This is a genomic window from Prevotella sp. HMSC077E09, from assembly GCF_001814685.1.
GTDB lineage: Bacteria > Bacteroidota > Bacteroidia > Bacteroidales > Bacteroidaceae > Prevotella > Prevotella oris.
Map to the genome: position 1 here is coordinate 44,766 of NZ_KV817550.1, position 24,823 is coordinate 69,588.

Below are 24,823 nucleotides of genomic sequence, written 5' to 3' on the forward strand. Positions count from 1 at the left end.
TTAAATATTAAGCATTCTCTTTACGAAGCATATCAAGACCATTGCGTACTATCTTTTGCAATTCCAACTTGGAAGAGTCAACGAATTCAGCCACAGCAAAGTCTTCCGGGCTTACTTCATAAATACCCAACTGCTCCATCTTGTCGATGTCTTCTGCAATGATGGCCTTGATAAGATACTCTCCATAGATATCCATTGGAAGCACTTTATCGTACTCTCCGCTCATAATCATGTGACGTTCACCACCCTTTATGCGTGCATCAAGGTTGTATTCTTTCTTACCCAAGAGCCAAGAAAGATAACTACGTGAAGCAGAGAATTGATTGAGACGTGGCAGTATCCAACCGAAAAGTTCATGCCTTTCATCACCTTCCGGGATTACTGTCACCTCAGAGGTATGAGCACCAATGTAATCTTCAAGCGTAGACTTGTGACCTGTCAGTGGGTTTCCATTGATGATACGCACATGTTCTGTAGCATTCAATTGGCCTTCAAGCATTGCAGAAAGTGGAGTTCCCACCAATGTTTCAACATAAGATGGAGTCTTAACTTCGCTACCGGCAACGGCAATAACACGTCGAAGGTCTACTTTTCCCGTATTAAACAAGCGGCCAAAAAAGATTACAGCTGCAGGATCTACTGTCCAAACAACCTCTCCCTTATTGACAGGAGCCACATGATTGACCTGTACACCAACATTTCCAGCAGGGCACTTGCCATCGAAAATATTGATTTCAACATCCTTAGCACCAACAAGCGCGGATGCTGTCTGCTGCTTACTTACCCCCAAGTAAGTCTTCTGTATCTTTGAAAGAGCCGTCAATCCCGTCTGAAAATCTTTCTCATTACCTCTTAGTTCTATTTCAAAGTCTGAAGCCAAAGGCATATCTCTAAATGCAGAAACAAAGATTGCTTTCGGCTTTGTGTCGGGAGTTGTAGCCACTGCATAAGGCAACTGCTGAATATAACCAAACAAACCAGCTTCTAAAAGCGCCGCTCTGACAGCATCACCCTCAAGTTTAACAACATCCTTTGTCCCAAAATCAACATATTGCTGGGTGTCATCAGCCTTCACTTTGACACAGAGAACCTTGCGGCGTTCACCTCTCACGACTGCTTCCACAGTACCGCTGACGGGAGATGCGAACTTCACTTCAGGATATTTCTTGTCCACAAACAGAGCGTCCCCTGCCTTGACACAGTCACCTTCATGCACAACAACCTTTGGTGTAACGCCTCCGAAACTATCCGGCACAAGCGCATATTCAGCACTTTTAATCGGTTTTATAATTTCGCCATTGGCCCTACCTTTCAGGTTAATGTCTAAGCCCTTACGTAACTTAATTACATTTGCCATAACTATTTTATATATGAATACTTCTTTTACCTTAAGAAAGAACAGGTGTAAAACAACGGATGCAAAATTAAAGAAAAATAAGCATAAAAGAAAGAAAAAAATGCAATTTATTCCCTCATGAATTAAAATTGATGTATTTTTGCAAGGTAAATGCGTTAGAGAGGACAAACTGAAAAGACTCAAACATATTGTCAATGCCTTAATATGGACCTTGGCAGGGCTATATTTTGCACTTATTATATTGCTGCACATCCCAGCAGTTAAAGGGGTTATTGGTCAAGAAGCAAGCCATGTCTTAGCAGAGAAATTAGGCACTAAAGTTGAGATTGGGAAGGTTGATCTCGGTTTTCTCAATCGCTTGATTATTGATGACATTGTGGTTTATGACCAGTATGGACAGAAACTGCTTAGCTCTTCGCGTGCTTCTGTCAAGATAGAAATACTCCCTTTACTTGAAGGTCATATTTCTGTATCATCTGCCCAGCTGTTTGGTGCCATGGTAAATACCTATCGCCACACAGCTGAAACAAAGCCTAACTACCAGTTTGTGCTCGATTCTCTCGCATCAAAAGATAAGAGTTCCCAAAGCAAACTCGATTTGCATGTGGGGGCACTCATCATTCGTAACAGTCGATTAAAATACAACCAACAGGACACAAAGAGCTGTGCAGGGAAATTAGACACAAGACATCTGAACGTGTCAGATATCAGTGCACATATTATTCTCAACGCACTTACGAACGACAGTATCAACCTTGTCATCAAAAAACTATCACTCAAAGAAGCAAGCGGTCTACAGCTTGTTTCGCTCTCAACCAAGTTCATTGCCAACAAACAACAGGCAAAGTTGGATTTTTTCACCATTCAACTTCCTGGCACACAGGTAAACATCAAGGATGGAGAAGCAAGCTATTCTTTTGAGGACGGCAAGTTACAGCTACCTTCTATTCAGTACTCCGCAACGCTCAACCATTCTGTCATCCGCCCTTCAGATTTGGCTTTCATGCTTCCTGAACTCAAAAACTTCAAGAAAAAAATCGACCTTTCCTTGTCTGTCAACGGCACCGGCACGACAGCTCGCATCGCATCTCTATTAGTAAATAGTCACAGTATCTATCTTTCGGCCAATGGTTCTGTAAGCAACTGGCAGGCAAAAACACGCTGGGCTGCAGATATCAACAGTTTAAGAATGCGAGGAGATGGCATCAAATTCATCAGTGACAATTTAGGGCAACGCCTGAATATTCCCATTGAAGTTACACGCTTGGGCAACATCCAGTTCAAAGGAAACCTGGGGGGGTATGGTAAAGACATCGCCATGAAAGGCATGCTCTACACTGATGCCGGCAATGCAAACCTAAGAGTTGGCCTGCACGGAAAGAACTTCAATGGACGCATTGAAACTGCTGGTGTAAACTTAGGAAAGATTATTGACAATCAACAATTGGGCATCATAGCTGCCAAACTCTATGCCAAAGGCAATGCAGAAGGGAAAAACTTCAAGGTTGATGCACAAGGAACGATTGACCATGTAGACTATAATCACTACACCTATCATAATATCGACATCAACGGTATCATTCAAAAGCGCGACCATCAACAGAGCTTTAAGGGTAAACTCAATATCAACGATCCCAATGGGAAAGTGCAAATCAATGGTGATTTCAGTAATATCAGACGAAATCTCAAGTTGAACCTCACCGGCCACATTGCGAATTTCAATCCACATGCACTGAAACTGACCGACAATTTTCCTGCAACAACTTTCTCCATGGAGTTCAATGCCAACATCAGCGGACGCAATCTGAACACGGCCAACGGCACTATCACCATGAATAACTTTGAGATGCAGGCGCCCAACAACAGCTACCGACTGAACGAACTGAAGTTGCAGGCTGGCCAAGAAAACGACCAACACATTGTCACCTTACAGAGTGATTTTGCACAAATGCAGCTTGTCGGCCATTACAACTATGCAACTTTACCTAACAGTATCACAAATATTCTGGCCAGCAAACTGCCTACTCTTCCCGGCCTGCCACGCATGAAACACACCGACAGCAACGACTTCGTGTTGAATGCCAATATCAAGAAGAGCGATTGGCTACAGAAACTTTTCGGCGCAGACATTAATTTTGAGAGACCAATTCAGCTGTCTGCCAAAGTCAACGACCGCCAACGACAGATGAACCTGACTGCTCAACTGCCTTCATTCAGCTATGCAGGTAATCATTTTGAACAGGGCTATATCAAGATAGATGCACCCTCAGACACGTTGAAAGCCAACATCCATGCCCGAAAACTCTCTGAAGATGGAAAAGGAATATATTGGAACATTCAGGCCAAAGCTGCTGACAACAAACTGAATTCCGTGCTCACTTGGAAGAACCTCAAAGGTCAGGACATTCACGGTTCCCTACACACAGAGACCGATTTCTTCAAGATACAAGGTAAGGATGCAGCCCATATCAATGTGCATTCATCCAAGGTCTTTGTTAATGGAACCACATGGACCATACAGCCCAGCGACATTATCTATCACGCAAAAGACCTGACGATAGACCACTTTGCCGTTACCCACGGCAACGAACATATCATCATTGACGGTCGTGCAACGCCTAATCCGAAAGACTCTATCATTGCAGAACTCAGGAATGTTGACATTGCCTATATCCTCAATCTCGTGAATTTCCATGCCGTGGAATTCAGTGGAAAAGCTACAGGAAAGGCTTATGTTGCTTCGGCTTTCGGCAAACCATCGGCTTCCGCCAAACTGAAGGTTAACGATTTCCGCTTTGAGGATGGGCGCATGGGAACCTTATATGCTGATGCAAAGTGGAACGACAAGGAAGGCCAGATAGATATTGACGCAACGGCTAAAGACACGGTTTCCAATCATGTTACCAACACGGTCACACCTATAGAAACCGTAATCTTAGGCTATGTGTCACCACGAAAAGACAATATTGAACTGAACATTGCAGCCAAAGGCACACGTATAGAGTTTCTCAAAAGCTTCTGCAGCAGTTTCATTGATAACGTGGATGCCTATGCCAACGGTAACATACAGGTGGCAGGCCCACTCAGCAGCATCAATCTTACCGGTGATGTCACAGCTAACGGCAATCTTCATCTAAGCCCCCTCAACACAACCTACAGGTTGAAAGACGCTCATATCCATGCCGTTCCCAATGAAATCCGCCTCGTCAACGACACGGTTTATGATCGGGATGCCCATTTGGGAATTGTCAACGGTACGCTCTATCACCAGCATCTCACTAAGCTAAACTACGATATTCATGTCGCAGCACATAACCTCCTCGCCTATGATACCCACTCTTTCAACAACAACACCTTTTACGGCACGGCCTATGTCACGGGAAAATGTGACATTCGTGGCAAGAGTGGTGAAGTCACTATTGATGTCAATGCCACGCCCAACCATGGCAGTCAGATAGTCTACAACGTATCCAGCCCGACAGCAATCTCAAAGCAGGAGTTCATTCATTGGAATAACCGCGACAGCTTGATACTACGTGCCCTCCACCCCAAAGAAAAGAAAACAGAAGTGCACCATGTAGAAATCCCCACCGACATGCACATCAACTTCTTAGTCAATGTCACGCCGGAGATGACGCTCAAGCTGCTCATGGATCCCACAACCGGTGACTATATTGCCCTGAATGGCAGCGGAGGACTGCGTGCCACCTATTATAATAAAGGCAACTTCGACCTCTATGGCAACTATCTCATTGATCATGGTGTCTATAAACTGACTATTCAGAATGCGATAAAGAAAGACTTCCAGTTTGTTCCTGGTGGCAGCATCAGTTTTGGTGGCGACCCCTATGCTGCAGCACTGAACCTCAAGGCACAATATACGGTACAGGGAGTCAGCCTGGGTGACTTACACATTGGACGCAGTTTCTCCAACAATAACATCCGTGTGAACTGCCTGATGAACATCACCGGGACGCCGGCCTCGCCCAAGATTGATTTCGGATTAGACTTGCCAACGGTCAACAACGATGCCAAACAAATGGTGTTCAGCCTCATCAACAGTGAAGAGGAAATGAACCAACAGGTGCTTTATCTGTTGGCCATCGGACGTTTCTATACGCAGGGAAATAACAATTCAACGGCAGAGACAGGACAGAGTCAGACGAGTTTAGCCATGCAGAGCCTGCTCAGTGGCACCGTGAGCCAGCAGATTAATAACGTATTAAGCAATGTAGTTAACAACTCAAACTGGAACTTCGGAGCCAACATCTCTACCGGTGACGAAGGTTGGAACAATGCAGAATACGAGGGTATACTAAGTGGACGCCTGCTCAACAACCGCCTTCTGTTCAACGGACAGTTTGGATATCGCGACAACACGAATGCAACAACGAGCTTCATCGGTGATTTCGACCTGCGCTATCTCCTCTTTCCGAATGGCAATTTCGCTATACGGATGTACAATCAAACCAATGACCGCTACTTCACGCACAACAGCTTGAACACTCAAGGAATAGGACTAATTCTGAAAAAAGACTTCAATAGTTTCAGAGATTTATTCAGAAGGGAAAAGAAGAAGATTATAGTAAATAATGTAAAATAACAGCGAAACTTCGTCACTATCACACCCCTTCTCCCCTATCTTCTTTGGTTAAGGAACCAAAAATGCAAAGCAGCACGCCTAACCGCATGACGGTAAATCCTAAAAGATTAAAGAATGTAGGCATAGATTTATACGATTGAACAGCATGAGACATGCAATATAATTTCCCAAAATATATTCCTATATTTCTTTACAAAACGCTTAAAAATTCTCCACTAAACTTTCTCTCAACCCGAAAACGCTCCCAAAATTAAAAGACAGCAAGCCTCTAATAATCAACAAGTTATAAGAAACAAAAGAAATACAGTGCCAACAAAACCTCTGTTTTAAGTCATTTTACGATGCATTATGCCTCTAAATGCAATCCATTCTATATCAAAACACGTACCATTTTGCCTTAAAATGCATCGCGTTTTGCCCATAAACACATCAAAGTTCAGCCTTTTCCATTCCGCCGCTTGCATTTTTCATTTCTTACTTCATGCTCATTATGCCAATTATTTCTCTATTTCAAACTTTTCAAGACCTGTTTTTTTCAGATGTTTTTTAACAAATACTATACTGAGATACACCACTCAAGCCCTATGAATCATGGGCATATCATTTTGTAAAGTTTATCAAGCGATAAACTACACTGACTGCTTTTAAGAGATATCGGGAAGCCTTTATTCGTATTAAATAACATCAAACGTCATAGAATCACTTGTCACTTCAATTATTATTTCATAGGAATGAGCAATTCATTGAAAGGATATTTGCAAGGTCGTCAATATTATTTATCTTACAGCGTGGTATGTTTGGCCTAACGGATTTATGCATTCAAGCTAAATCTTCATGAGTATCATGGTTGCATTTGAATCAGATGGCACTATGCCCAAATGTCTGTCATTGTGTGTGTTTATGCTGCATCGTTTTCATTATTAATTGTGTTAGCTTTCGATTCAATGCCATTCACATGGTCATTTGATGCGAATTGTGCGGTTAATTCATAGAGATTGCAATATGATTTAATTGTGTTTAGTGGGTTCTTTGCAAAGAACTTATGAGCAGAAACGAAACTTTGCTTTGGTGGGAGAATTGAATGTTTTGTGGCAAAACACCTTTTTTAGATTGTTTTAAGCATCATTAAATATCACTATTATTGAGTATTGCAAAACCTATTGGTTCTTTATAATTTTGCATTTGCAAACGAATCTTATTATTTTTTTCTGATTAAACAACCACTATCTTTTGGACTTTGAGTGTAGTCAATATCATCTTTGAGAAGGAAGAATGCATTGAAATGATATAAACTCATGGATAAAAAAGAGAAGGAAAATAGTCGCAAAGAGAATCTTATCTTTCGTTTTGGATAAAGATCTTTGATTTTTTAATCATCAATCTCTTGTAGTGTATGTTGCGAGGGTTATGGAAAAACATAGCTGAAGCTTTGAAAACACCATGAGAATGTATGAAAAATAAAGTATAATTTAACAAATAATAGAAATGAAATTCATGAGAACTATCTTCTCGCTGATTGTTATTTTCATCTTGGCATCGGCCTGCAGAAACAATAACGAGGATGATGTGCAGATGTCAAACGGCATTGCTCTTTCTGTAGTTGGCAATGCCTTTATGGCAGAAGACGATACCGAGGGCGTTACACTCAATGTATTGATGGCCTTTGCTCCCACTAAGGACGAGACCATAGAGCTGACTTTGGAGGGCAACGAAGGCGACATCGTGCACTTGGACCATAGTGTTTTACATTTTAAGGCAAAGCAAAAGGAGGCTACAGTGAAAGTGATATCCAATGCAAAGCATGCGCTTTCTGTACCAAAGACGCTGAGTATAACCATCGGAAAGACGTCAGATCCACGAATGAAAGCAGCAGATGAAGGGGTGAAAATCGTGGTTACACCCGATGCCGACATCCCCATTTTGACGCCAGAACAGCAGAAACTCATTGCGGGATATAAAGAAAAGTTTGGTTTTGACCTCACTTCTCTATTAGGAAAGGTGCCTGTTGAGACCACAGTTTTATTTAACAACAAAGATAAAGAGGAATTTTTCAAGGGGAAATCCAAGGCCTCTTTCAAGGGATTCAGCATCATCACACTCAGTGAGAAGGCAACTGCCGATGCGCCGATACTAAAGATTGTAGACAATCCTATGGGGCTAACGTCATTCTGTTACGATGTATTGAAAGCTAAAACTGTGGAAGATCATGAATTCTTTTTGCAGCAACCTTACGGCAGTGCGATAGTGCAGGCTATTAATTACGATGCAACAAAGGAACAATTCAGCATGAGTCTCGACAACATTAAGCTCATTCCGTCCTCAGGTGGGGTGGAGTTTGTGGTTCAACGCCCTAACCTCTACGACGAGATGATATCCGCTTTGCCCTTTGTTTATTACTTTTCAGCATGGGAAAGGGTTAAAGAACTACGTGACAAAGGAACTTTGGTATATGTGAAAGAGAATGGAAAGATTGTGGGTTATCAAATTACCGACGAGTTTCTTTTAGCCGGAGGCTCAATTGATCCCCAACGTTGGCTTGGCATAAGTGATATAAGTCGCGACACATATAATAACACTCCTTCTGATTGGGTGACACCAAAAGGCCATGTAGATTTTACGAAAGGAACGATGACATTTGTGTTTCCATGGGACTTTGAGGCGGCAAATGGCTATCAACAAGTGCGTGTCACCTATACGATGCACAAGTAAATCGCGAATATCTAATCATCATTGACAACGACAACATCATTTTGTTTGCAATCCAACTTACTCTTGTAACGATAAGTTATCAGGTGATTTACAATGCAGCTATCAAGCATATAAACAATGAAAAAAATCATAAAATTCAATCAACAATGAAAAGTAATCTAATCAAACTATTTCTGTTCGGATGCTTACTCATGCCCTTGGGAGCGAAAGCAGCAGGGCCTGTGAAGTTCTTTTGCATAGAACTCCGTAACGGAACGAAGACAGAGTTTGCACTTTCTGACACACCCAAAATCACTTTTGCTAACGGAAGCATGACCGCTTCGACAGAAAAACGAAGCATTACCGTAGCTTTATCGGACATCGTTCATTACAGTTTTAGTGAGAAAACTCTTACCGATGGTATTTCTACACCGTCTCAACGCCGTGTAGATAAACCGCAGGCAGATTACTATGAGGGGCATATTCGCTTGCGAGGACTCCTTGCTGGGGCACCTGTTAGTATGGTAACAATCGGTGGGCGATTGGTTTTTAAAACACAAGCTTCATTAAATGGTTTGCTCGACATCAGTCTTTCGTCCTATCCTGCAGGCGTATACGTGGTATGCACACCAAATGGTAATCTCAAGATAGCCGTTAATAAATGATGAAAGTATCAATATATTACACAGAATTACAACTTAAAACAATAATAAAAATGAAGAAGTATCTACTCGCAATTGTTTTCGCTTTCACCTTTGTAACCTTGTCTGCACAAACTTATCAGATGAAAATTGTAAAAAAGGGAGGTGAAATCGTGAAACTATCTGCTGATGATATCCAAGAGATTTCTTTTGAAGCAGATGAAAGTTCGCAACAAACTCCAAAGTATGCAACGCTATTCGGAGTGAAATGGGCAACGGGAAACCTACAATATGACAAAGGAACATGGAAGTTAGCCGACCATCAGTGGGATTATTTTAATCCTCGTTATGGAATGCATAGAAACTCATCTGAGGCTTATAGAACAGAGATGATACAAGCTGATGACCAGATAGACCACTTCAACTTTGGTGTTTGTGGTAAGAATGCACTCACTTATTCGAAAGATGTGTATGGAAACACAACGAAAACAAACATTGCAGGGAAGATGTATACAGATGATAAGTTCCTACACGAAACCACTGATTTCAGCCAAGCAGCCTTTGGTGACATTGCCTATTGGGCTACAAAAGGAAAGTATCGCTTACCATCTTATGACGAAATTTACAACTTAGCACAGCGTGGGAAGTGGCAGCTTGGCTATGTAATTGTGAAAAACAATGACCGAATATATGGCTATTTAGTGACCGAACCAGGTGAAGGTGACTTTGCAAGAACCATTACTCGCCCTATACAACTGACGCAAGATGATCTCTCTAAAGGCCTATTTCTGCCTTTCGCAGGCTCTCGATATGATGACACAAAGGGAGTGAAGTATGCAGGTTATGGTGGATATTACTCGGCATCTATTCTCTTTGGAGATGATAAAGATTTTGCACGTATATTAGGTATTGATTGGGATGGTGTTTATTCTGAAAATGGAGATAACTGCCGATATGGTCTGTCGATTCGACCTGTAGTAGTAGAATAATTGCATGATAATAGGAAAAGACCACTCAAGAAAGTCTAATTGGCTCTTTTTGAGTGGTCTTTTTTTACCTAAGACTTATATAAAAATAATGAAAATGCTTATAGGGTGGTAGCAGAACTTGCTAGTATAGAGATGTTCATACGTTGCTGTTTTTGAAGCCCTTTTCCAAAACATTCCGATAAGGTCTTCTTCTATACATATTATCAAACAATAGTACACAACAGTAAATGTCATTATTTACTCTGATATTCCAATCTTGGAATTATCAGAAAACCGACAAAACACAAGACGGCCCAAGAGGGTTCCAAGATCGTAATAGAGGCTTTGAGCCCATAAAGGATGCCGTACGGACCATAACTACAGATAATAGGACAGAGTTTGTGCAATATGATGACATTGAAAAATCTTTAGGATGCAGCGTCTATTATGCACATTCACACCGCCTATAGTAGAAAGAAGATGTAGAATAATCTGAATACCTATATTTCTTTACAAAACGCTTCAACATTCTCCACCAAACTTTCTCTCACCCCGAAAACGGCCTAAAAATCAAAAGATAGCAAAGCTCTAATAATCAGTAAGTTATAAGAAACAAAAGAAATACAGTGCCAATAAAACCTCTGTTTTAAGTCATTTTACGATGCGTTATGCCTCAAAATGCAATCCATTCTATATCAAAACACGCACCATTTTACCTTAAAATGCATCGCATTTTGCCCATAAACATATCAAAATCCAGCCTTTTCCATTCTGCTTCTTGCCTTTTTTACTTCTTATTTCATGCTCATCACGCCAATTATTCCTCTATTTCAAACTTTTCAAGACCTGTTTTTTTCAGATGTTTTTTAACAACAGTATTACCAAGAAGTATCATTGAAGTTAAGACTACATATGATATATAGAATTGTAAAATTTATCAAGTTTCCAACATCACAGACTATCCTCAAACGATAACAGAAACTTCGTAATTTGTTAAATAATACTAAACGCATCGTAATTACCTGTTACTTAAATTGTTATTTCATATGAAATACCGTACCTTTGCACCCGTTTTCGAGTGTGCCCATATTGTATGGGGACGCCAACATAACATAAAGTCTAACTTTATTAAATTAATTTTTTTATTATTTTTATGTCAGAATTAAAGAACGTACAGCCATTGGTAGACTTCAATTGGGACGAGTTTGAGAATGGTTCAAGCGCAAACGTCAGCAAGCAAGACCTTGAAAAGGCTTATGACGAAACCCTGAACAAGATTCAGGAGCATCAGGTTGTAGAGGGTACTGTTATCTCTCTCGACAAGAAAGAAGTGGTTGTTAACATCGGTTACAAGAGCGATGGTATCATTCCTGCTTCTGAATTCCGTTACAATCCAGATTTGAAGGTCGGTGACAAGGTTGAGGTTTACGTAGAAAACCAGGAAGACAAGAAAGGCCAGTTGGTTCTTTCTCACCGCAAGGCCCGTCTGAACAAGAGCTGGGACAAGGTTAACGAAGCGCTCGAGAATGAGGAAATCATTCAGGGTTACATCAAATGTCGCACTAAAGGTGGTATGATTGTTGATGTATTCGGTATTGAGGCATTCCTCCCAGGCAGCCAGATTGACGTTCATCCTATACGCGACTACGATGTATTCGTAGGCAAAACCATGGAGTTCAAGGTTGTAAAAATCAATCAGGAATTCCGCAATGTTGTCGTTTCTCACAAGGCTTTGATTGAAGCTGAGTTGGAAGCACAGAAGAAAGAAATTATCTCTCATCTTGAGAAAGGACAGGTACTCGAGGGTACAGTCAAGAACATCACTTCTTATGGTGTATTCGTTGACCTCGGTGGTGTTGACGGACTCATTCATATTACAGACCTCTCTTGGGGCCGCGTAAGCGATCCACACGAGGTTGTTGCACTCGACCAGAAGATTAATGTCGTTATTCTTGACTTCGATGAAGATAAGAAGCGCATTGCTCTCGGCTTGAAGCAGCTCACTCCTCACCCATGGGATGCACTCAACCCAGACCTGAAGGTAGGTGACCATGTAAAGGGTAAAGTTGTCGTTATTGCCGACTATGGTGCATTTGTTGAAATCCAGCCAGGTGTTGAAGGTCTTATCCATGTAAGCGAAATGTCATGGAGTCAGCACTTGCGTTCAGCACAGGAATTCATGCATGTAGGCGACGAAGTGGAAGCAGTCATTCTGACTCTCGACCGCGACGAACGCAAGATGAGCCTCGGAATCAAGCAACTCAAGGAAGATCCATGGGAGGCTATCGAAAGCAAGTATCCTGTTGGTAGCAAGCATACGGCAAAGGTTCGCAACTTCACTAACTTCGGTATCTTCGTTGAACTTGAAGAAGGTGTTGATGGTTTAATCCACATCAGCGATCTCTCTTGGACCAAGAAAGTAAAGCATCCATCTGAATTCACGACTGTTGGTGCTGAAATCGACGTTGTAGTTCTTGACATTGACAAAGAGAACCGTCGTCTGAGTCTCGGCCACAAGCAGCTTGAAGATAATCCTTGGGACACCTATGAAACACTCTACACTCCAGGTTCTGTTCATGAAGGTAAGATTACCCAGATGATGGATAAGGGTGCTGTTATCACCTTGAACGAAGGTGGTGAAGGCTTCGCTACACCTAAGCACCTTGTAAAAGAAGATGGTTCACAGGCTCAGCTTGGTGAGGAACTCCCATTCAAGGTGATTGAGTTCGTGAAAGAAACCAAGCGCATCATCCTCTCTCACAGCCGTACATTTGAAGAGGGTAAGGACGATGTTGTCGCAGCTAAGCCGGCTCGTAAGCACACAGCTCACAAGTCTGACGCTGCTGCCCAGATTAACAATGTAGCTGCAGGCACCTCTCTTGGCGACCTCAACGTACTTGCTGATCTGAAAGCTAAGATGGAAAAAGGCGAATAATTCAAGCCTTAACCAATAATAACAAGAGCCTGCTTTGAAAAAAGCGGGCTCTTTTTTTGCACTTACAAATATTTTTCTTACCTTTGCAGTGAAATCAATACAGTTGTGTTTCCGTTCGAGAAACACACTTCTATTCAATCAATATTTTTCATATACTTAGTATGTATAGCAAGGACGAATTATTATCTAAGGACGTCACCGAGCTGGCTAAGATTGCCTCCGAGTTAGGTGTCACCTTTAACCAAAAAGATAGTCAAGAAGATATCATTTACGCTATTCTGGATAAACAGGCCATAGAAGAAGGTAACAGAAATCCATTAAGCGCCAAAAGAAAACGCACAAGAATTGTAAAAAAAGATACCGATCGTGTCTATACTGTAAAAGGTAAAGAGGGCGAGAACCTCGATACAAAGAAAAGCAAGTCAGCAACTGCTGAACAGAAATCGCTTTTTAAGGACGAAGAGCCTACCTCGGAAGAAGTTCCCAACCCTGAAGAACTTCTGGCTGCTATGCCGAAACATCGTGGCAGAAAGTCGAAGAAAGAACTTGAATTAATTGCAGCTGCAGAGGCTGCACGTGCAAAAGAAGCCGCTACAGAAAGTACGGAAGCTACGGCAGAAACACCCAAACAGCCCACAGAAGAGGCCGAAACAACCAATCAACAGGAAGAAATCGTTCCCGAAGCTGCCTTTTCTGCAAATTCTCCAGCTGTGGAAGATACAGAAAAGAACAATCTCCTCGAACAGCTTCAGGCCAAGATGAATGACCATAACAAGGACACTGAAGAAGCTAAGGTTCCTGTCAATGGTGTATGGGAAGGCGATCCCGCTGACGGCACAGACTTCATCACGGTCGTTGATCTACCTATCGAAGATCAAGGAGTCGTTCCAAATTTCGACATGTTTGATAATCCGACAACAGGAGTAATGCCTCAACAAGGAGGCTATCAGCACTCTGTTCCTGCACAGCAGAATGTAGAACGTTTCGATTTTTCAGACCTCATCACAGCCAACGGAGTTCTCGAAGCGATGCCAGATGGCTATGGTTTCCTTCGTTCGAGTGATTATAACTATCTTTCTTCGCCCGACGATATCTATGTTGCCACGAATATCATCAAGAAATATGGACTCAAAACGGGTGATGTCATTCAATGTCATGTGCGTCCTCCTCACGATGGAGAGAAGTATTTTCCACTGACAACAATAGACAAAATCAATGGCCGTCAGCCAACAGAAGTGCGCGATCGCATTCCATTTGAACATCTGACACCACTCTTTCCTGAAGAGAAGTTCACGCTTTGTGGTGATCATGCCACCACAAACCTATCGACTCGCATCGTCGACCTCTTCTCTCCTATCGGTAAAGGACAGCGTGCCCTCATCGTAGCACAGCCTAAAACAGGTAAGACAATCTTGATGAAAGACATAGCAAATGCCATTGCCGCTAATCATCCAGAGGCCTATCTGATGATGCTACTCATTGATGAACGTCCGGAAGAAGTTACCGATATGGCTCGTACTGTCAATGCAGAAGTCATAGCGTCAACTTTTGATGAACCGGCCGAACGCCATGTAAAGATTGCCGGCATCGTACTTGAGAAGGCAAAACGCATGGTTGAATGTGGACATGATGTTGTCATCTTCCTTGATTCTATCACACGCTTGGCCCGCGCTTACAACACCGTAAGCCCTGCCAGTGGTAAAGTCTTGACGGGTGGTGTTGATGCCAACGCACTGCAAAAACCCAAGCGCTTCTTCGGTGCGGCCCGCAATATTGAGGGCGGTGGTTCATTGACTATCATTGCAACTGCACTTATTGATACAGGCAGCAAAATGGATGAAGTGATCTTCGAAGAGTTCAAAGGCACTGGTAATATGGAGCTTCAACTCGACCGTTCGCTCAGCAACAAGCGTATATTCCCTGCTGTTAACCTTGTGGCTTCAAGCACACGCCGTGATGATTTGCTCCAGGATAAGACAACACTCGACCGCATGTGGATCCTCCGCAAATATATCAGCGACATGAATCCAATAGAGGCAATGAACTCTATTCACGACCGAATGGTGCACACACGCGATAATGAAGAGTTCCTGCTATCAATGAATTCATAAGATATTTATTGCAGATTGAGAGAAAAGAGGCGCTAAGGTAATACTTTTTCCCTTAGCGCTTTTTCCTTTATCAACAGATAAAATCATGCTAAGTTATCAAGGTCTTTTGCCCTATAGACGCTGATTTCTGCAAATGATGAAATGCTTTAAAACAAGAAACTAAGCATGAAAGGGAAAATACGAAGCTACGCCCATTTCGTGAATATACTCCTTTCAGAAAGACAAACAGGCATGTCAATAAATCTAAATACAGCTGATCTCTGCTCACATCTCCGGGAGAAACTATTCGAAGAAAATGGCACTTACCATGCCATTTGGATTGCCATGCAGAATGATACAGGATTGACGGCCGTGGTGCGTTCGCGCCAACTGCACATCTACCGCAACGGTAAGAAAATATTAGTACTTGCAGGAAAGGCGGCTCCTAAAATCATCAGAGAAGACCATCTCTGCAGACTTGTTCCCAAAGAATTACTGAAATGAGACTCACCTATATCTTTCACAGCGGTTTTGTCATTGAGACCCAAAGCTGCATTCTCATCTTCGATTACTGGTTAGATCCTACAGGTGTAATTCCCAAGATCCTTTCTACCCAAAAGCCTGTCTACGTGTTTGCAAGCCATTTCCACGAAGATCACTTCACCAAAGAAATCTTGGAATGGCGGCATGAATATCCTTCAATCACCTTTACCTATATTCTCTCCAAGGATATTCTGAGGCACAGAAGGACCGAAAAGACAAGTGCTGACGTATGGTTGGCAAAGGGAGGAACATGGAACGACGAGCATATTAAAGTGTATGCTACCGGCAGTAACGACAGTGGAGTTTCATGGATTGTAGAGGTTTCTGACAGGAAAATCTTCCATGCGGGCGACCTTAACAACTGGTATGCCCGCTTCCTTTACGACAATTATGAGGGTGGAACCATTGTCTCTGAGGAATTCGGACTGATTAATCCATGCCAAGATGAGAAACGTTTCCTCGGTGAGTTAAAAGATATTCGAAAGATTACAGACGCTTTTGATATTGTAATGTTTCCCGTTGATGCACGCATTGGCAATGGATATACACGTGGTGCCAGACAGTTCATTGACCGTTTCAATGTTGGCATCTTCGTCCCCATGCACTTTGTCGCCAGCGGATTTGAGAGTGCTTGGCGCATGAAAGAATTTACCGATGAGAAAGGAATAGTCTTTTGGTCCATAGCACATGAAGGGGAAACTATAGATATATGATAAACAAAGGAAACTTGAAACTCTCTATTAAACGACATTTATCAATCGTCATTTGCAAACAATGAAAAGCGATACCTACAACATGCAAAGTTCTCTTTTCCATATAAATATCTACTGTTCAGCACGTACATCATAACCCTTTTTGTAAAGATTGCTGGTTGAAACTCAACTTCTGGTAGATCAAACTACCATATGTTAAATAAGTAGTTAAAACAAGAAATACTGAAGGTTCTGACATAGAAAGCCGTAATTTAAGGTAGGTAAAGTGTAATTAACATAACTTCCTGAACCACAGTTTATTTCCACCGGCACTGCTTCTCAAACGAGAATGATTTTGAATTTTCCTTTCAAAATACTTGCAAATGGGGGTCGAAATTTTGTATCTTTGTAGGCGGATAACAAATTAATAATCTTTTTCTCATGGAAAATCAACGTATGCAAAGGGGCAACATGGCAGCCCGTAACAACCGTGCCATGCAGAGTTCTGAGGTCTTTATACGTCTTGACATTTCGATGCTCAACTCTTACGACATGATGCTCGTAAGAGAAAAATATGGCATCGAGGGTTGGGGAGTTGTGGTGTTCATCATGAAATATCTCATCGAACGCCGCACAGACTGTCGTGCCCCACTCTATGCTGTGAACGAAATCGCCCGCATCTGTCACAAAAGAAAAAACAGTGTGCTGCAGCTTATCATGGAGTTTCCTTCACTCTTTGAAATTGAAGCCAACGGAAAGATATTTTTTAGTCCGTATTTACTGCAGTTTTTCGGCAATTCTTCTGCAAATGAAAAGCAAACAAATCACAGTTTAGATAAATTAACAAATGAGACACTTGATAATCAGAAAGTTAGCTTTCCTAAGAACAAGAACAAAGAACAAGAACAAATAACGACGAAAGAGAAAAAGAGAAAGGGAACCTCCCCCGACCCAAGGGGAACCTCCCCCGACCCCTCCCAAGGAGGGGAGGACGACGCCGACGGGAAGAATTTGGGGGAAATAGGAACCTCCCCCGACCCCTCCCAAGGAGGGGAGAACGACGCCGACGGAAAGAGGTTGAGGAGAGAGGAAAGTATAACGGCCATGCATTCGGCAACATCTTGTGGCACGAAACAACGGAAGACACAGAAAACGGAAGTGCGGCATCGGACCGAACAAACGGCAGCTGCCCCGCCCACGCAGGCTGAAATGGGCGTGACACGCGAGCTGTTGAGCCAACTTTATCAGGACAACGAGTACATGACAAGTCTCGAACGCATTGCCAATCTTGCCGTGCGGACGAACTTTGCCGTGCGCCGTAACCTGCTCTTCTGGTTCCAATACTACTGCCAATCACATGCCAAACGAGTGAAAGACATTGCCGATGCCAAGGATTACTTAGCCAATCTGATGCGGCCGGGAAGCAATACGCGTGCTCATTTCATGGCTTATCAGAACCGCATCTATGAGAGAAACTACCAAATGAAAATGCAATCACAACGAAACGAGCAACAAAATGCAGGCAGGATAAACGCAGGCTGCTGTCAATCATAAAAAGAAAATGAAAGCAGCCTAATGTTGTTTTGGGCATATTCACTGTGAAGAAAAAAAAGAAACAAAACGCTTGTAACTTGGTCAAATATATTCTATCTTTGCAAAACGACAATGATTTTCTTAACTGCACTAAGCCACATGAAACATCAAGGGAAATGCCCTGACGCGTTATCGCAGAAAATAATGAGAAAAAACACAACGCGGGAAATGGCCGCTTTACTGTTGGCACTGCTTGTCATTCTATTAGCGAGCGGCTGCAACACATCGGGCGCTAAAAAGCAACAAGAAGCATCAAAAGACACGACAGCTACAGCAAAGAAAGATCTCTTGCGGTTGTATGACAAGCAAATCAGAGCCTATTATCTTAACTTGACAGAAATATCAGACGGCGGCATCCTATCCATGTCGCACAAAGCACAAGTGGAATATACCGACATTGCAGTAGAACTGATTGACGAAGCCATACGAAGGAAGGGCTATAAACCCGTGGATAATGAGACTGCCCGAAAAGCCATCATGAAATATTTCGGTGTGGATGTAACGCAAAGCAATGACATTCAAGTGACGAGAAACTTCAGAACGTATATCTTCAAGAACGGTAATGCAGCAGAACGTGCCAAACAAGAGAAAGCAATGAACGAGCATAGCTTCGAAGAACAAGGCTATTTCTGGAACAGACTCATCTATGTGCCAAATTATAACTACATTGCAACTTCCCCCACTATAGACATGGCGGTAAACATCAAGGGACTGCCTGATGAAACCATAGATAAAAGTGACAGAAAGACGATAAGGCATGGGAAACTCTATTTCAACTTCAATGACAGCATATTCTTCAACGAAAACAATTTTATCTTTCATGACAGCAAAGCAGCTTTTTCATGGCTGAAGAAGAATGATGAAGAGTTTCTCATCAATCTGCTGCGTGACTACGGATATGACAAGAACGAAGAAATCAACAAGTTGGTGATGGCCGACATGCTGAAAGGATATACGCCTGTAGGTGAGCCTTGGATGCTCGACAACACTGTTGCCTGCAAGAAAAAGACGAAGCATCCGAAAGTGGAAATCAGAGAAGGACTACTGAAAAGCATTCTGAAACAGCCTGCAACAGAAGAAAACAAGGAGTGGGAAATTCTCTTCAATGACTATATCGACTATCTGCTGAATGAAGAAGAGCAGAAACTCCCCATGTGGATGACTGAATTCACCAAGAAAGAACGCTATAAAGTTGCAGCCTATTTGTGCTATTATCTCTATAAAATCAGCAAGAAAAATGGCTTTACTGACACCTCTCTTCTTGGACATGCACTCTATTACAATAATGCATTCTACAAGTATATTGTTGACCAGCATTATTTTAATCTTCCTGGTTTTGAAGCACTATGCTACAAAGTATATGATGATTATGACACCGAGGTAAAAATAAGAACACACCAAGACGAATGAAAAAACGAAGCATTATCAAATACGTTTTACTTGCATTGCTATCCTTAAGTTTTGCAAGTAGCTGCAACAAGCAACATAAAAAGACAGATGAGGCGAATGCCAACGACACAAAAGTTCATACAGAAAAAGATTTGTTGAAAGTATATGAGAAGCAAATCAGAGCCTATTATGAAGAACTTTCAGACGTGGGTATGGATGGTATTGAGGTCATGCCATGCAAAAGTCAAGTTGAATATACAGACATCGCCATTGAACTCATCTATGAAGCGCTGAAGAGAACGGGCTTCAGAACGGTTGACAACGAGACTGCCCGAAAAGCAATCCTGAAATACTACGGTGTAGACATTTCTCAAAACAACACAACCTTAGCAGAACAAGGTTTTCTTACTTATATCTTTAAGAATGGAAACCCTACCGAACGAAAAAGGCAAAACATTGCAATGAATTCTGCTTTCTATGAGAAACCAAGCTATTTCTGGAATAAAATCATTTATGTTCCAAATTATAACTACATTTTTCCCCACCCTACTATTAATGAAGTTGTAGATATTAAAGGACTACCCGATATCTTCGAAGAAGACTATGATGTGAGATTGTTTAAGACGGGAAAGCTCTATTATGACCTAAGTCGCAAAGAATCATATTATGAAAATGAATTTATTTTTCATGATAACAAGAAAGCATTTGCATGGCTGAAAAACCATGAATGGGGATTTCTTACCAACCTATTACAAAAATATGGCTATGACAAAAATGAGGAGATTAATAGGTTGCTGCTTAACTGGATGATAATGGAATATGCCACTGTGGCGAAATCACACATCCTTAATGAGACCTTCGCTATCAAGAAAAAGACAAAATGGCCACATGTAGAAATCAGAGAAGGACTGCTGAGAAGTATTCTGAAGCTACCTGCAAAAACAGAAAACATCAAAATAAGTTCACTCATGAATACCTATATCAAATACATGATGAATGAGGACGGAGAAGATACACCTGATTGGGCAAAAGAATTTAATAAGGAAGAACGCTATAAAGTTGCAGCATACTTGTATTATTATCAATATAGATTTTGCAAAAAGTTTGGCGTAGAAGAGACAGAACTTCTTGGACAAGCTCTCTATAATAACACCGCATTCAGAGACTATATAGCTGATGAAAACTATTTCAATCTGCAAGGATTTCAAGAACTCTGCAATAAAGTTTATGAAGAAGTTGATACCAGTGAGAAACTCAAAAAAGCTTATCATGAATAAAAAGACATCACTCTTACTTGCCTTTCTGTTCTTAATATTAGCATTAGGACACAGCCAAACAGCAGTGAAGAGGCAGGATCATTATAGTTTGGCGATAGCAGCGATAAAAACAAACAAGCTTTCGGAACTTGACGCACAGCTCAAACACATCAGCAATCTCGACTCTCTGATAGAGAGAGGTGAGTATATATCGTACACCTTGCTTGGCTATGCATGTCTTTACAATAACAAAGCGGCCATACAAAAGCTCATTGCACGGAAGGCCAGTATCAACGATGCCTATTCTGATGAGGTTTATATCTACGATGCACTCAACATGGCTATCGACAAAGGGGATTATGCCTTGGCAAAATATTTCATCTCTTTGGGTGCAAAAGTAAACCAGCCCTACAACGAAGAGGGACTGTGTCCACTGGCCTTAAGCTGCATGAAGAATAATTATCCCATAGCCAACCTGCTGCTGAACCACGGGGCTAAAGCTGACGGAGTTGGTGATCTTGGTGGAAATTACATCACCTATCCGCTCATCATTGCCGTGGAAAAACGAAACAAAGCCATCGTGCAACTGCTGTTGAAACATGGTGCTAAAAAGAATGTGAAAGACACGGAAGGTTTCACACCACTTTCATTGGCACGAGAATTAGGATATACAGAAATCATAAGACTCCTGGAGAACAAAAACAAATAAAAGGCAGAAATCGTCTAAAACAAAAGAATATAAGGTGCAAAAACAGTATTTTCCATTCGCATTTTGAACGAGAGAAGAATAAAAAGGAATTTATTTCAACATTTATTAAAATTTTAACACTGAATTCAAACAACATTGGTAAAATTTAACTAAATTTGCATCATCAAAGTATTAACTGGGTTTATCCCCTCAAATTATTCATTAAATTTCAGTTAACAGTCATGCAAAAAAAATTGCATTTATTATTGGCGCTGATGTTGTTCTTTGCAACATCCCTCATGGCGCAAGTAACAACATCAGGCATTAACGGTAAGGTTGTCGCTGCCGGAGAAACAATTATCGGAGCTACAGTGACAGCTGTTCACGTTCCTTCAGGAACAACCTACAATGCTGTTACCAACACCAATGGTCGTTACACCATTCAAGGTATGCGTGTAGGAGGCCCTTACACCATTACGATCTCCTACATCGGATTTAAAGATGAGGTAAAGAAAAACATCAGCCTCACCCTCGGTGAAAGCTCTGTTATCAATGCAGATCTGAAAGAAGACGAGCATACACTTGGCGAAGTCATTGTTTCGGGTGTGGCAGGAAAGGGCGGCATGGGTGCTGCTTCAAACTTCAATCAAAGACAGATTGACAATGCACCCTCCATTGACCGTAACATCTATGATGTTGCAAAGCTGTCTCCGTTGGTGAATACTTCCAAAATCGGCGGTATTTCTATTGCGGGATCAAACAACCGTTTCAACTCTTTCCAGATTGACGGTATGGTCAGCAACGATGTGTTTGGTTTGGCAAGCTCGGGCACAAACGGTGGTCAGACGGGCACCAATCCTATCTCCATGGATGCCATTGAGCAGATACAGATTGTTGCTTCACCTTTCGATGTAAGACAAGGTGGCTTTACCGGTGGTGGTATTAACGCCATTACAAAGTCCGGTACAAATAAATTCCACGCGTCAGCCTATACCTATTATACCGATGAAAACCTTTATGGTCGTTGGAACCAAAAGTTGGATAAGAGCGAAAAATTAGGCAAACAGTCTACCAAGACCATTGGTGGTTCTGTGTCAGGTGCATTCGTAAAAGACAAGTTGTTCTTCTTCACAAACGTTGAATACAAGAAGAATTCCTATCCAAGTTCTATCTATCCGGGCTATGCCTCTGATTATATCACTGAAGCAGAAGCAAAGCAGATTGCTGACGCTTACTACAAATACACCGGCGTGAGAGAGACATACGGCAGAAGAGACCTGAATTCCCGTTCTGTTTCTGCTTTGACCCGTTTGGACTGGAACATTGATGATTACAACAAATTCACCTTCCGTTATCAGTTAAACGACTCTTACAAGGAAGTCTTCGGCGTGAATTCCAAGACCTATATGTTCAACAAGAGTGGTTACACCATGAATAACCGCACGAACTCTTTCGTTGCCGAATTGAACTCACGCATTGGCGATGCTCTTTACAATGAGGCACGTATCGGTGCATCTTTCGTACGTGACAACCGCGGTATAGACTATTCTGCACCTAACGTAACCATTGACGGTCTTGGTCATAAGGGTGGTATGAGAGCCTACATCGGAACAGAATACTCTTCAGGTGCAAACTACCTCAATCAAGACATCTACACTATTGAAGACAACCTGAGTTGGACTTTGGGCAACCATAATATCACTTTCGGTACACACAATGAGTTCTATCACTTGCAGAACCTGTTTATTCAGGCCAACACCGGTGCATATTACTATAATTCTTTGGCCGACTTCTTAAACGATAAAGCATGGAAATTCGCCTATAACTATTCTGATGTAGCGCTGACGGGCACCACCAAGTGGTCTGGAGTCGTAGAAGCTGCACAGTGGGCATTCTATGTTCAGGACAAATGGGACATCAACAACAACCTGAACCTTACCTATGGTCTGCGTCTGGACATTCCAATGAGTATGAACCATCCTACAAGTAATCCCGACTTCAACAGCAGTGCTTACGCTACCAACAATAATGTAGCCGTGGGCGATGTGCCATCTACCAAGATCATGTGGTCGCCACGTGTAGGTTTCCGTTGGTATACCAACGACAGTCACAGCATATTGTTCCGTGGAGGTGTAGGTCTGTTTACAGGCCGTGTGCCTTTCGTTTGGTTGTCTAACGCATGGAACAACACCGGTGTAGAGATGAAGGGAACAACCATTCAGACTGCAGGAAGCGTTCCTTCGTTGCAGCATTATGGCACAGATGCATACGCTGCAGCAATGTCTGCACCCGGAGGTGCATCCAAACCAACTATCAACACCATCAGCAAGAGCTTCAAGTATCCGCAGGTGTTCCGTGCAAACTTGGCTATGGAGACTATGCTTCCCGGCGATATCAAGATGACTCTTGAAGGTCTTTACTCAAAAACGCTGAACAATGTATGGTTTGATAACCTTGCATTGAAATCTGATGGAACAACCTATGCCGTTGATCCAACAGTACCTTCTTCTGCAACTCCTCACTTTAAGGCTAATGCCGGAGACTATTATGCTATTATCAATCTGAGAAATACCAATAAGGGTTACAGCTACAGTGCAAGCGCTACACTTGAAAAGAACTTTGCATGGGGTCTCGACTTGATGGCAAGCTACACCTTCGGTCACTCTTATTCTGTAAACGATGGCACGTCTTCTGTTGCATATTCTAACTGGAAATACAACTATTGTGTTGACCCAACCAACAGAAATGAGATTGCAAAATCAATGTTTGATATTCCTCATCGCGTGCTGGCAGTAGCTTCTTACACTACTCCGAAGTATGGAAACGGCCGCTTTGCAACTAATATTTCTCTTACTTACAATGGCAATTCCGGGCAGCACTACAGCTTGACAATGAAAGAGGAAGCCGACTTCAACGGAGATTCTCAAAAAGGTAACACCCTACTCTATGTTCCTACAGAAGATGAACTTGCTAAGATGAACTTCAAAACTCCTGCTGACAGAGAAGCATTCGGCAATTGGATCAACAGCCATGACTTTGCCAAGAAGAACAGAGGAAAGTATTCTAAGCGCAATGCAGCAACTGCTCCATGGGAGAACCGCTTCAACCTACACTTTGCAGAAAGCTTCTTCTATCTGAAAGAACGTGGAAGCAAGGTCGAGCTGACTTTCGACATAGAGAACTTCGCCAATCTGCTGAACCACAATTGGGGTACAAGTTACGAATCAGCTTACAGTGAAACAATTCTCAAAGTGGAGAAACTGACCAAGTCGGGCAATGATTATGTTCCAACTTATTCATTCCTTGGCTATGGCCCAAGCAAGAGCGACATCTTCAGCCGCTGGCATATGCAGCTCGGTCTTCGCGTGACATTCTAAATC

14 protein-coding genes are annotated in these 24,823 nt (G+C 42.1%); 13 read left to right on the forward strand and 1 reads right to left on the reverse strand.

Annotated features, from left to right (window positions below; genetic code table 11):
• Positions 1–7: 7 nt before the first annotated feature.
• Complete coding sequence (locus HMPREF2983_RS06020; RefSeq protein ID WP_070667372.1) at positions 8–1,357, reverse strand: Na(+)-translocating NADH-quinone reductase subunit A; 1,350 nt, start codon at positions 1,355–1,357, stop codon at positions 8–10.
• Positions 1,358–1,496: 139 nt separating this feature from the next.
• Here HMPREF2983_RS06020 and HMPREF2983_RS06025 point away from each other — a divergent pair, with 139 nt between their 5' ends.
• The 13 genes from HMPREF2983_RS06025 (at position 1,497) to HMPREF2983_RS06085 (ending at position 24,820) form a co-directional block, all read left to right on the forward strand.
• On the forward strand, positions 1,497–5,960 hold the full coding sequence (locus HMPREF2983_RS06025; RefSeq protein ID WP_070667373.1) for a translocation/assembly module TamB domain-containing protein: 4,464 nt from the start codon (positions 1,497–1,499) through the stop codon (positions 5,958–5,960).
• A 1,485-nt stretch (positions 5,961–7,445) separates the two neighbouring features.
• Positions 7,446–8,669 carry a DUF4929 family protein gene (locus HMPREF2983_RS06030; protein WP_070667374.1) on the forward strand — a complete coding sequence of 408 codons (1,224 nt, stop codon included), beginning with the start codon at positions 7,446–7,448 and terminating at the stop codon, positions 8,667–8,669.
• A 146-nt stretch (positions 8,670–8,815) separates the two neighbouring features.
• Complete coding sequence (locus tag HMPREF2983_RS06035) at positions 8,816–9,313, forward strand: hypothetical protein (protein ID WP_070667389.1); 498 nt, start codon at positions 8,816–8,818, stop codon at positions 9,311–9,313.
• A 50-nt stretch (positions 9,314–9,363) separates the two neighbouring features.
• Complete coding sequence (locus tag HMPREF2983_RS06040; protein WP_070667375.1) at positions 9,364–10,278, forward strand: hypothetical protein; 915 nt, start codon at positions 9,364–9,366, stop codon at positions 10,276–10,278.
• A 1,132-nt stretch (positions 10,279–11,410) separates the two neighbouring features.
• The gene (rpsA, locus tag HMPREF2983_RS06045; protein WP_070667376.1) at positions 11,411–13,192 is read left to right on the forward strand and encodes a 30S ribosomal protein S1; all 1,782 of its coding nucleotides are present in this window, start codon (positions 11,411–11,413) and stop codon (positions 13,190–13,192) included.
• Between the two features lie 161 nt (positions 13,193–13,353).
• Positions 13,354–15,303 carry a transcription termination factor Rho gene (rho, locus tag HMPREF2983_RS06050; RefSeq protein WP_070667377.1) on the forward strand — a complete coding sequence of 650 codons (1,950 nt, stop codon included), beginning with the start codon at positions 13,354–13,356 and terminating at the stop codon, positions 15,301–15,303.
• 231 nt (positions 15,304–15,534) lie between these two features.
• A complete protein-coding gene (locus HMPREF2983_RS06055; protein ID WP_210400366.1) occupies positions 15,535–15,786 on the forward strand; it encodes a hypothetical protein in 252 nt (83 codons plus the stop codon).
• Positions 15,783–16,538 carry an MBL fold metallo-hydrolase gene (locus HMPREF2983_RS06060; RefSeq protein WP_070667379.1) on the forward strand — a complete coding sequence of 252 codons (756 nt, stop codon included), beginning with the start codon at positions 15,783–15,785 and terminating at the stop codon, positions 16,536–16,538. Before HMPREF2983_RS06055 ends, HMPREF2983_RS06060 begins: the two co-directional genes overlap by 4 nt.
• A gap of 420 nt (positions 16,539–16,958) precedes the next feature.
• Complete coding sequence (locus HMPREF2983_RS06065; RefSeq protein ID WP_070667380.1) at positions 16,959–18,071, forward strand: DUF7833 domain-containing protein; 1,113 nt, start codon at positions 16,959–16,961, stop codon at positions 18,069–18,071.
• A 183-nt stretch (positions 18,072–18,254) separates the two neighbouring features.
• Positions 18,255–19,520, forward strand: a complete 1,266-nt coding sequence (locus HMPREF2983_RS06070; RefSeq protein ID WP_070667390.1) for a hypothetical protein — start codon at positions 18,255–18,257, stop codon at positions 19,518–19,520.
• A complete protein-coding gene (locus HMPREF2983_RS06075) occupies positions 19,517–20,776 on the forward strand; it encodes a hypothetical protein (RefSeq protein WP_070667381.1) in 1,260 nt (419 codons plus the stop codon). Before HMPREF2983_RS06070 ends, HMPREF2983_RS06075 begins: the two co-directional genes overlap by 4 nt.
• A complete protein-coding gene (locus tag HMPREF2983_RS06080) occupies positions 20,769–21,464 on the forward strand; it encodes an ankyrin repeat domain-containing protein (protein ID WP_246829361.1) in 696 nt (231 codons plus the stop codon). Before HMPREF2983_RS06075 ends, HMPREF2983_RS06080 begins: the two co-directional genes overlap by 8 nt.
• 221 nt (positions 21,465–21,685) lie before the next feature.
• Complete coding sequence (locus HMPREF2983_RS06085; protein ID WP_070667383.1) at positions 21,686–24,820, forward strand: TonB-dependent receptor; 3,135 nt, start codon at positions 21,686–21,688, stop codon at positions 24,818–24,820.
• Positions 24,821–24,823: the final 3 nt, after the last annotated feature.

Bases quoted from the DNA above. Each gene is read 5' to 3' on its own strand.
- rpsA (WP_070667376.1), top strand. From the start codon at position 11,411: ATGTCAGAATTAAAGAACGTACAGCCATTGGTAGACTTCAATTGGGAC.
- HMPREF2983_RS06030 (WP_070667374.1), top strand. From the start codon at position 7,446: ATGAAATTCATGAGAACTATCTTCTCGCTGATTGTTATTTTCATCTTG.
- rho (WP_070667377.1), top strand. From the start codon at position 13,354: ATGTATAGCAAGGACGAATTATTATCTAAGGACGTCACCGAGCTGGCT.
- HMPREF2983_RS06080 (WP_246829361.1), top strand. From the start codon at position 20,769: ATGAATAAAAAGACATCACTCTTACTTGCCTTTCTGTTCTTAATATTA.
- HMPREF2983_RS06065 (WP_070667380.1), top strand. From the start codon at position 16,959: ATGGAAAATCAACGTATGCAAAGGGGCAACATGGCAGCCCGTAACAAC.
- HMPREF2983_RS06070 (WP_070667390.1), top strand. From the start codon at position 18,255: ATGAGAAAAAACACAACGCGGGAAATGGCCGCTTTACTGTTGGCACTG.
- HMPREF2983_RS06035 (WP_070667389.1), top strand. From the start codon at position 8,816: ATGAAAAGTAATCTAATCAAACTATTTCTGTTCGGATGCTTACTCATG.
- HMPREF2983_RS06075 (WP_070667381.1), top strand. From the start codon at position 19,517: ATGAAAAAACGAAGCATTATCAAATACGTTTTACTTGCATTGCTATCC.
- HMPREF2983_RS06055 (WP_210400366.1), top strand. From the start codon at position 15,535: ATGTCAATAAATCTAAATACAGCTGATCTCTGCTCACATCTCCGGGAG.
- HMPREF2983_RS06040 (WP_070667375.1), top strand. From the start codon at position 9,364: ATGAAGAAGTATCTACTCGCAATTGTTTTCGCTTTCACCTTTGTAACC.
- HMPREF2983_RS06085 (WP_070667383.1), top strand. From the start codon at position 21,686: ATGCAAAAAAAATTGCATTTATTATTGGCGCTGATGTTGTTCTTTGCA.
- HMPREF2983_RS06020 (WP_070667372.1), bottom strand. From the start codon at position 1,357: ATGGCAAATGTAATTAAGTTACGTAAGGGCTTAGACATTAACCTGAAA.
- HMPREF2983_RS06060 (WP_070667379.1), top strand. From the start codon at position 15,783: ATGAGACTCACCTATATCTTTCACAGCGGTTTTGTCATTGAGACCCAA.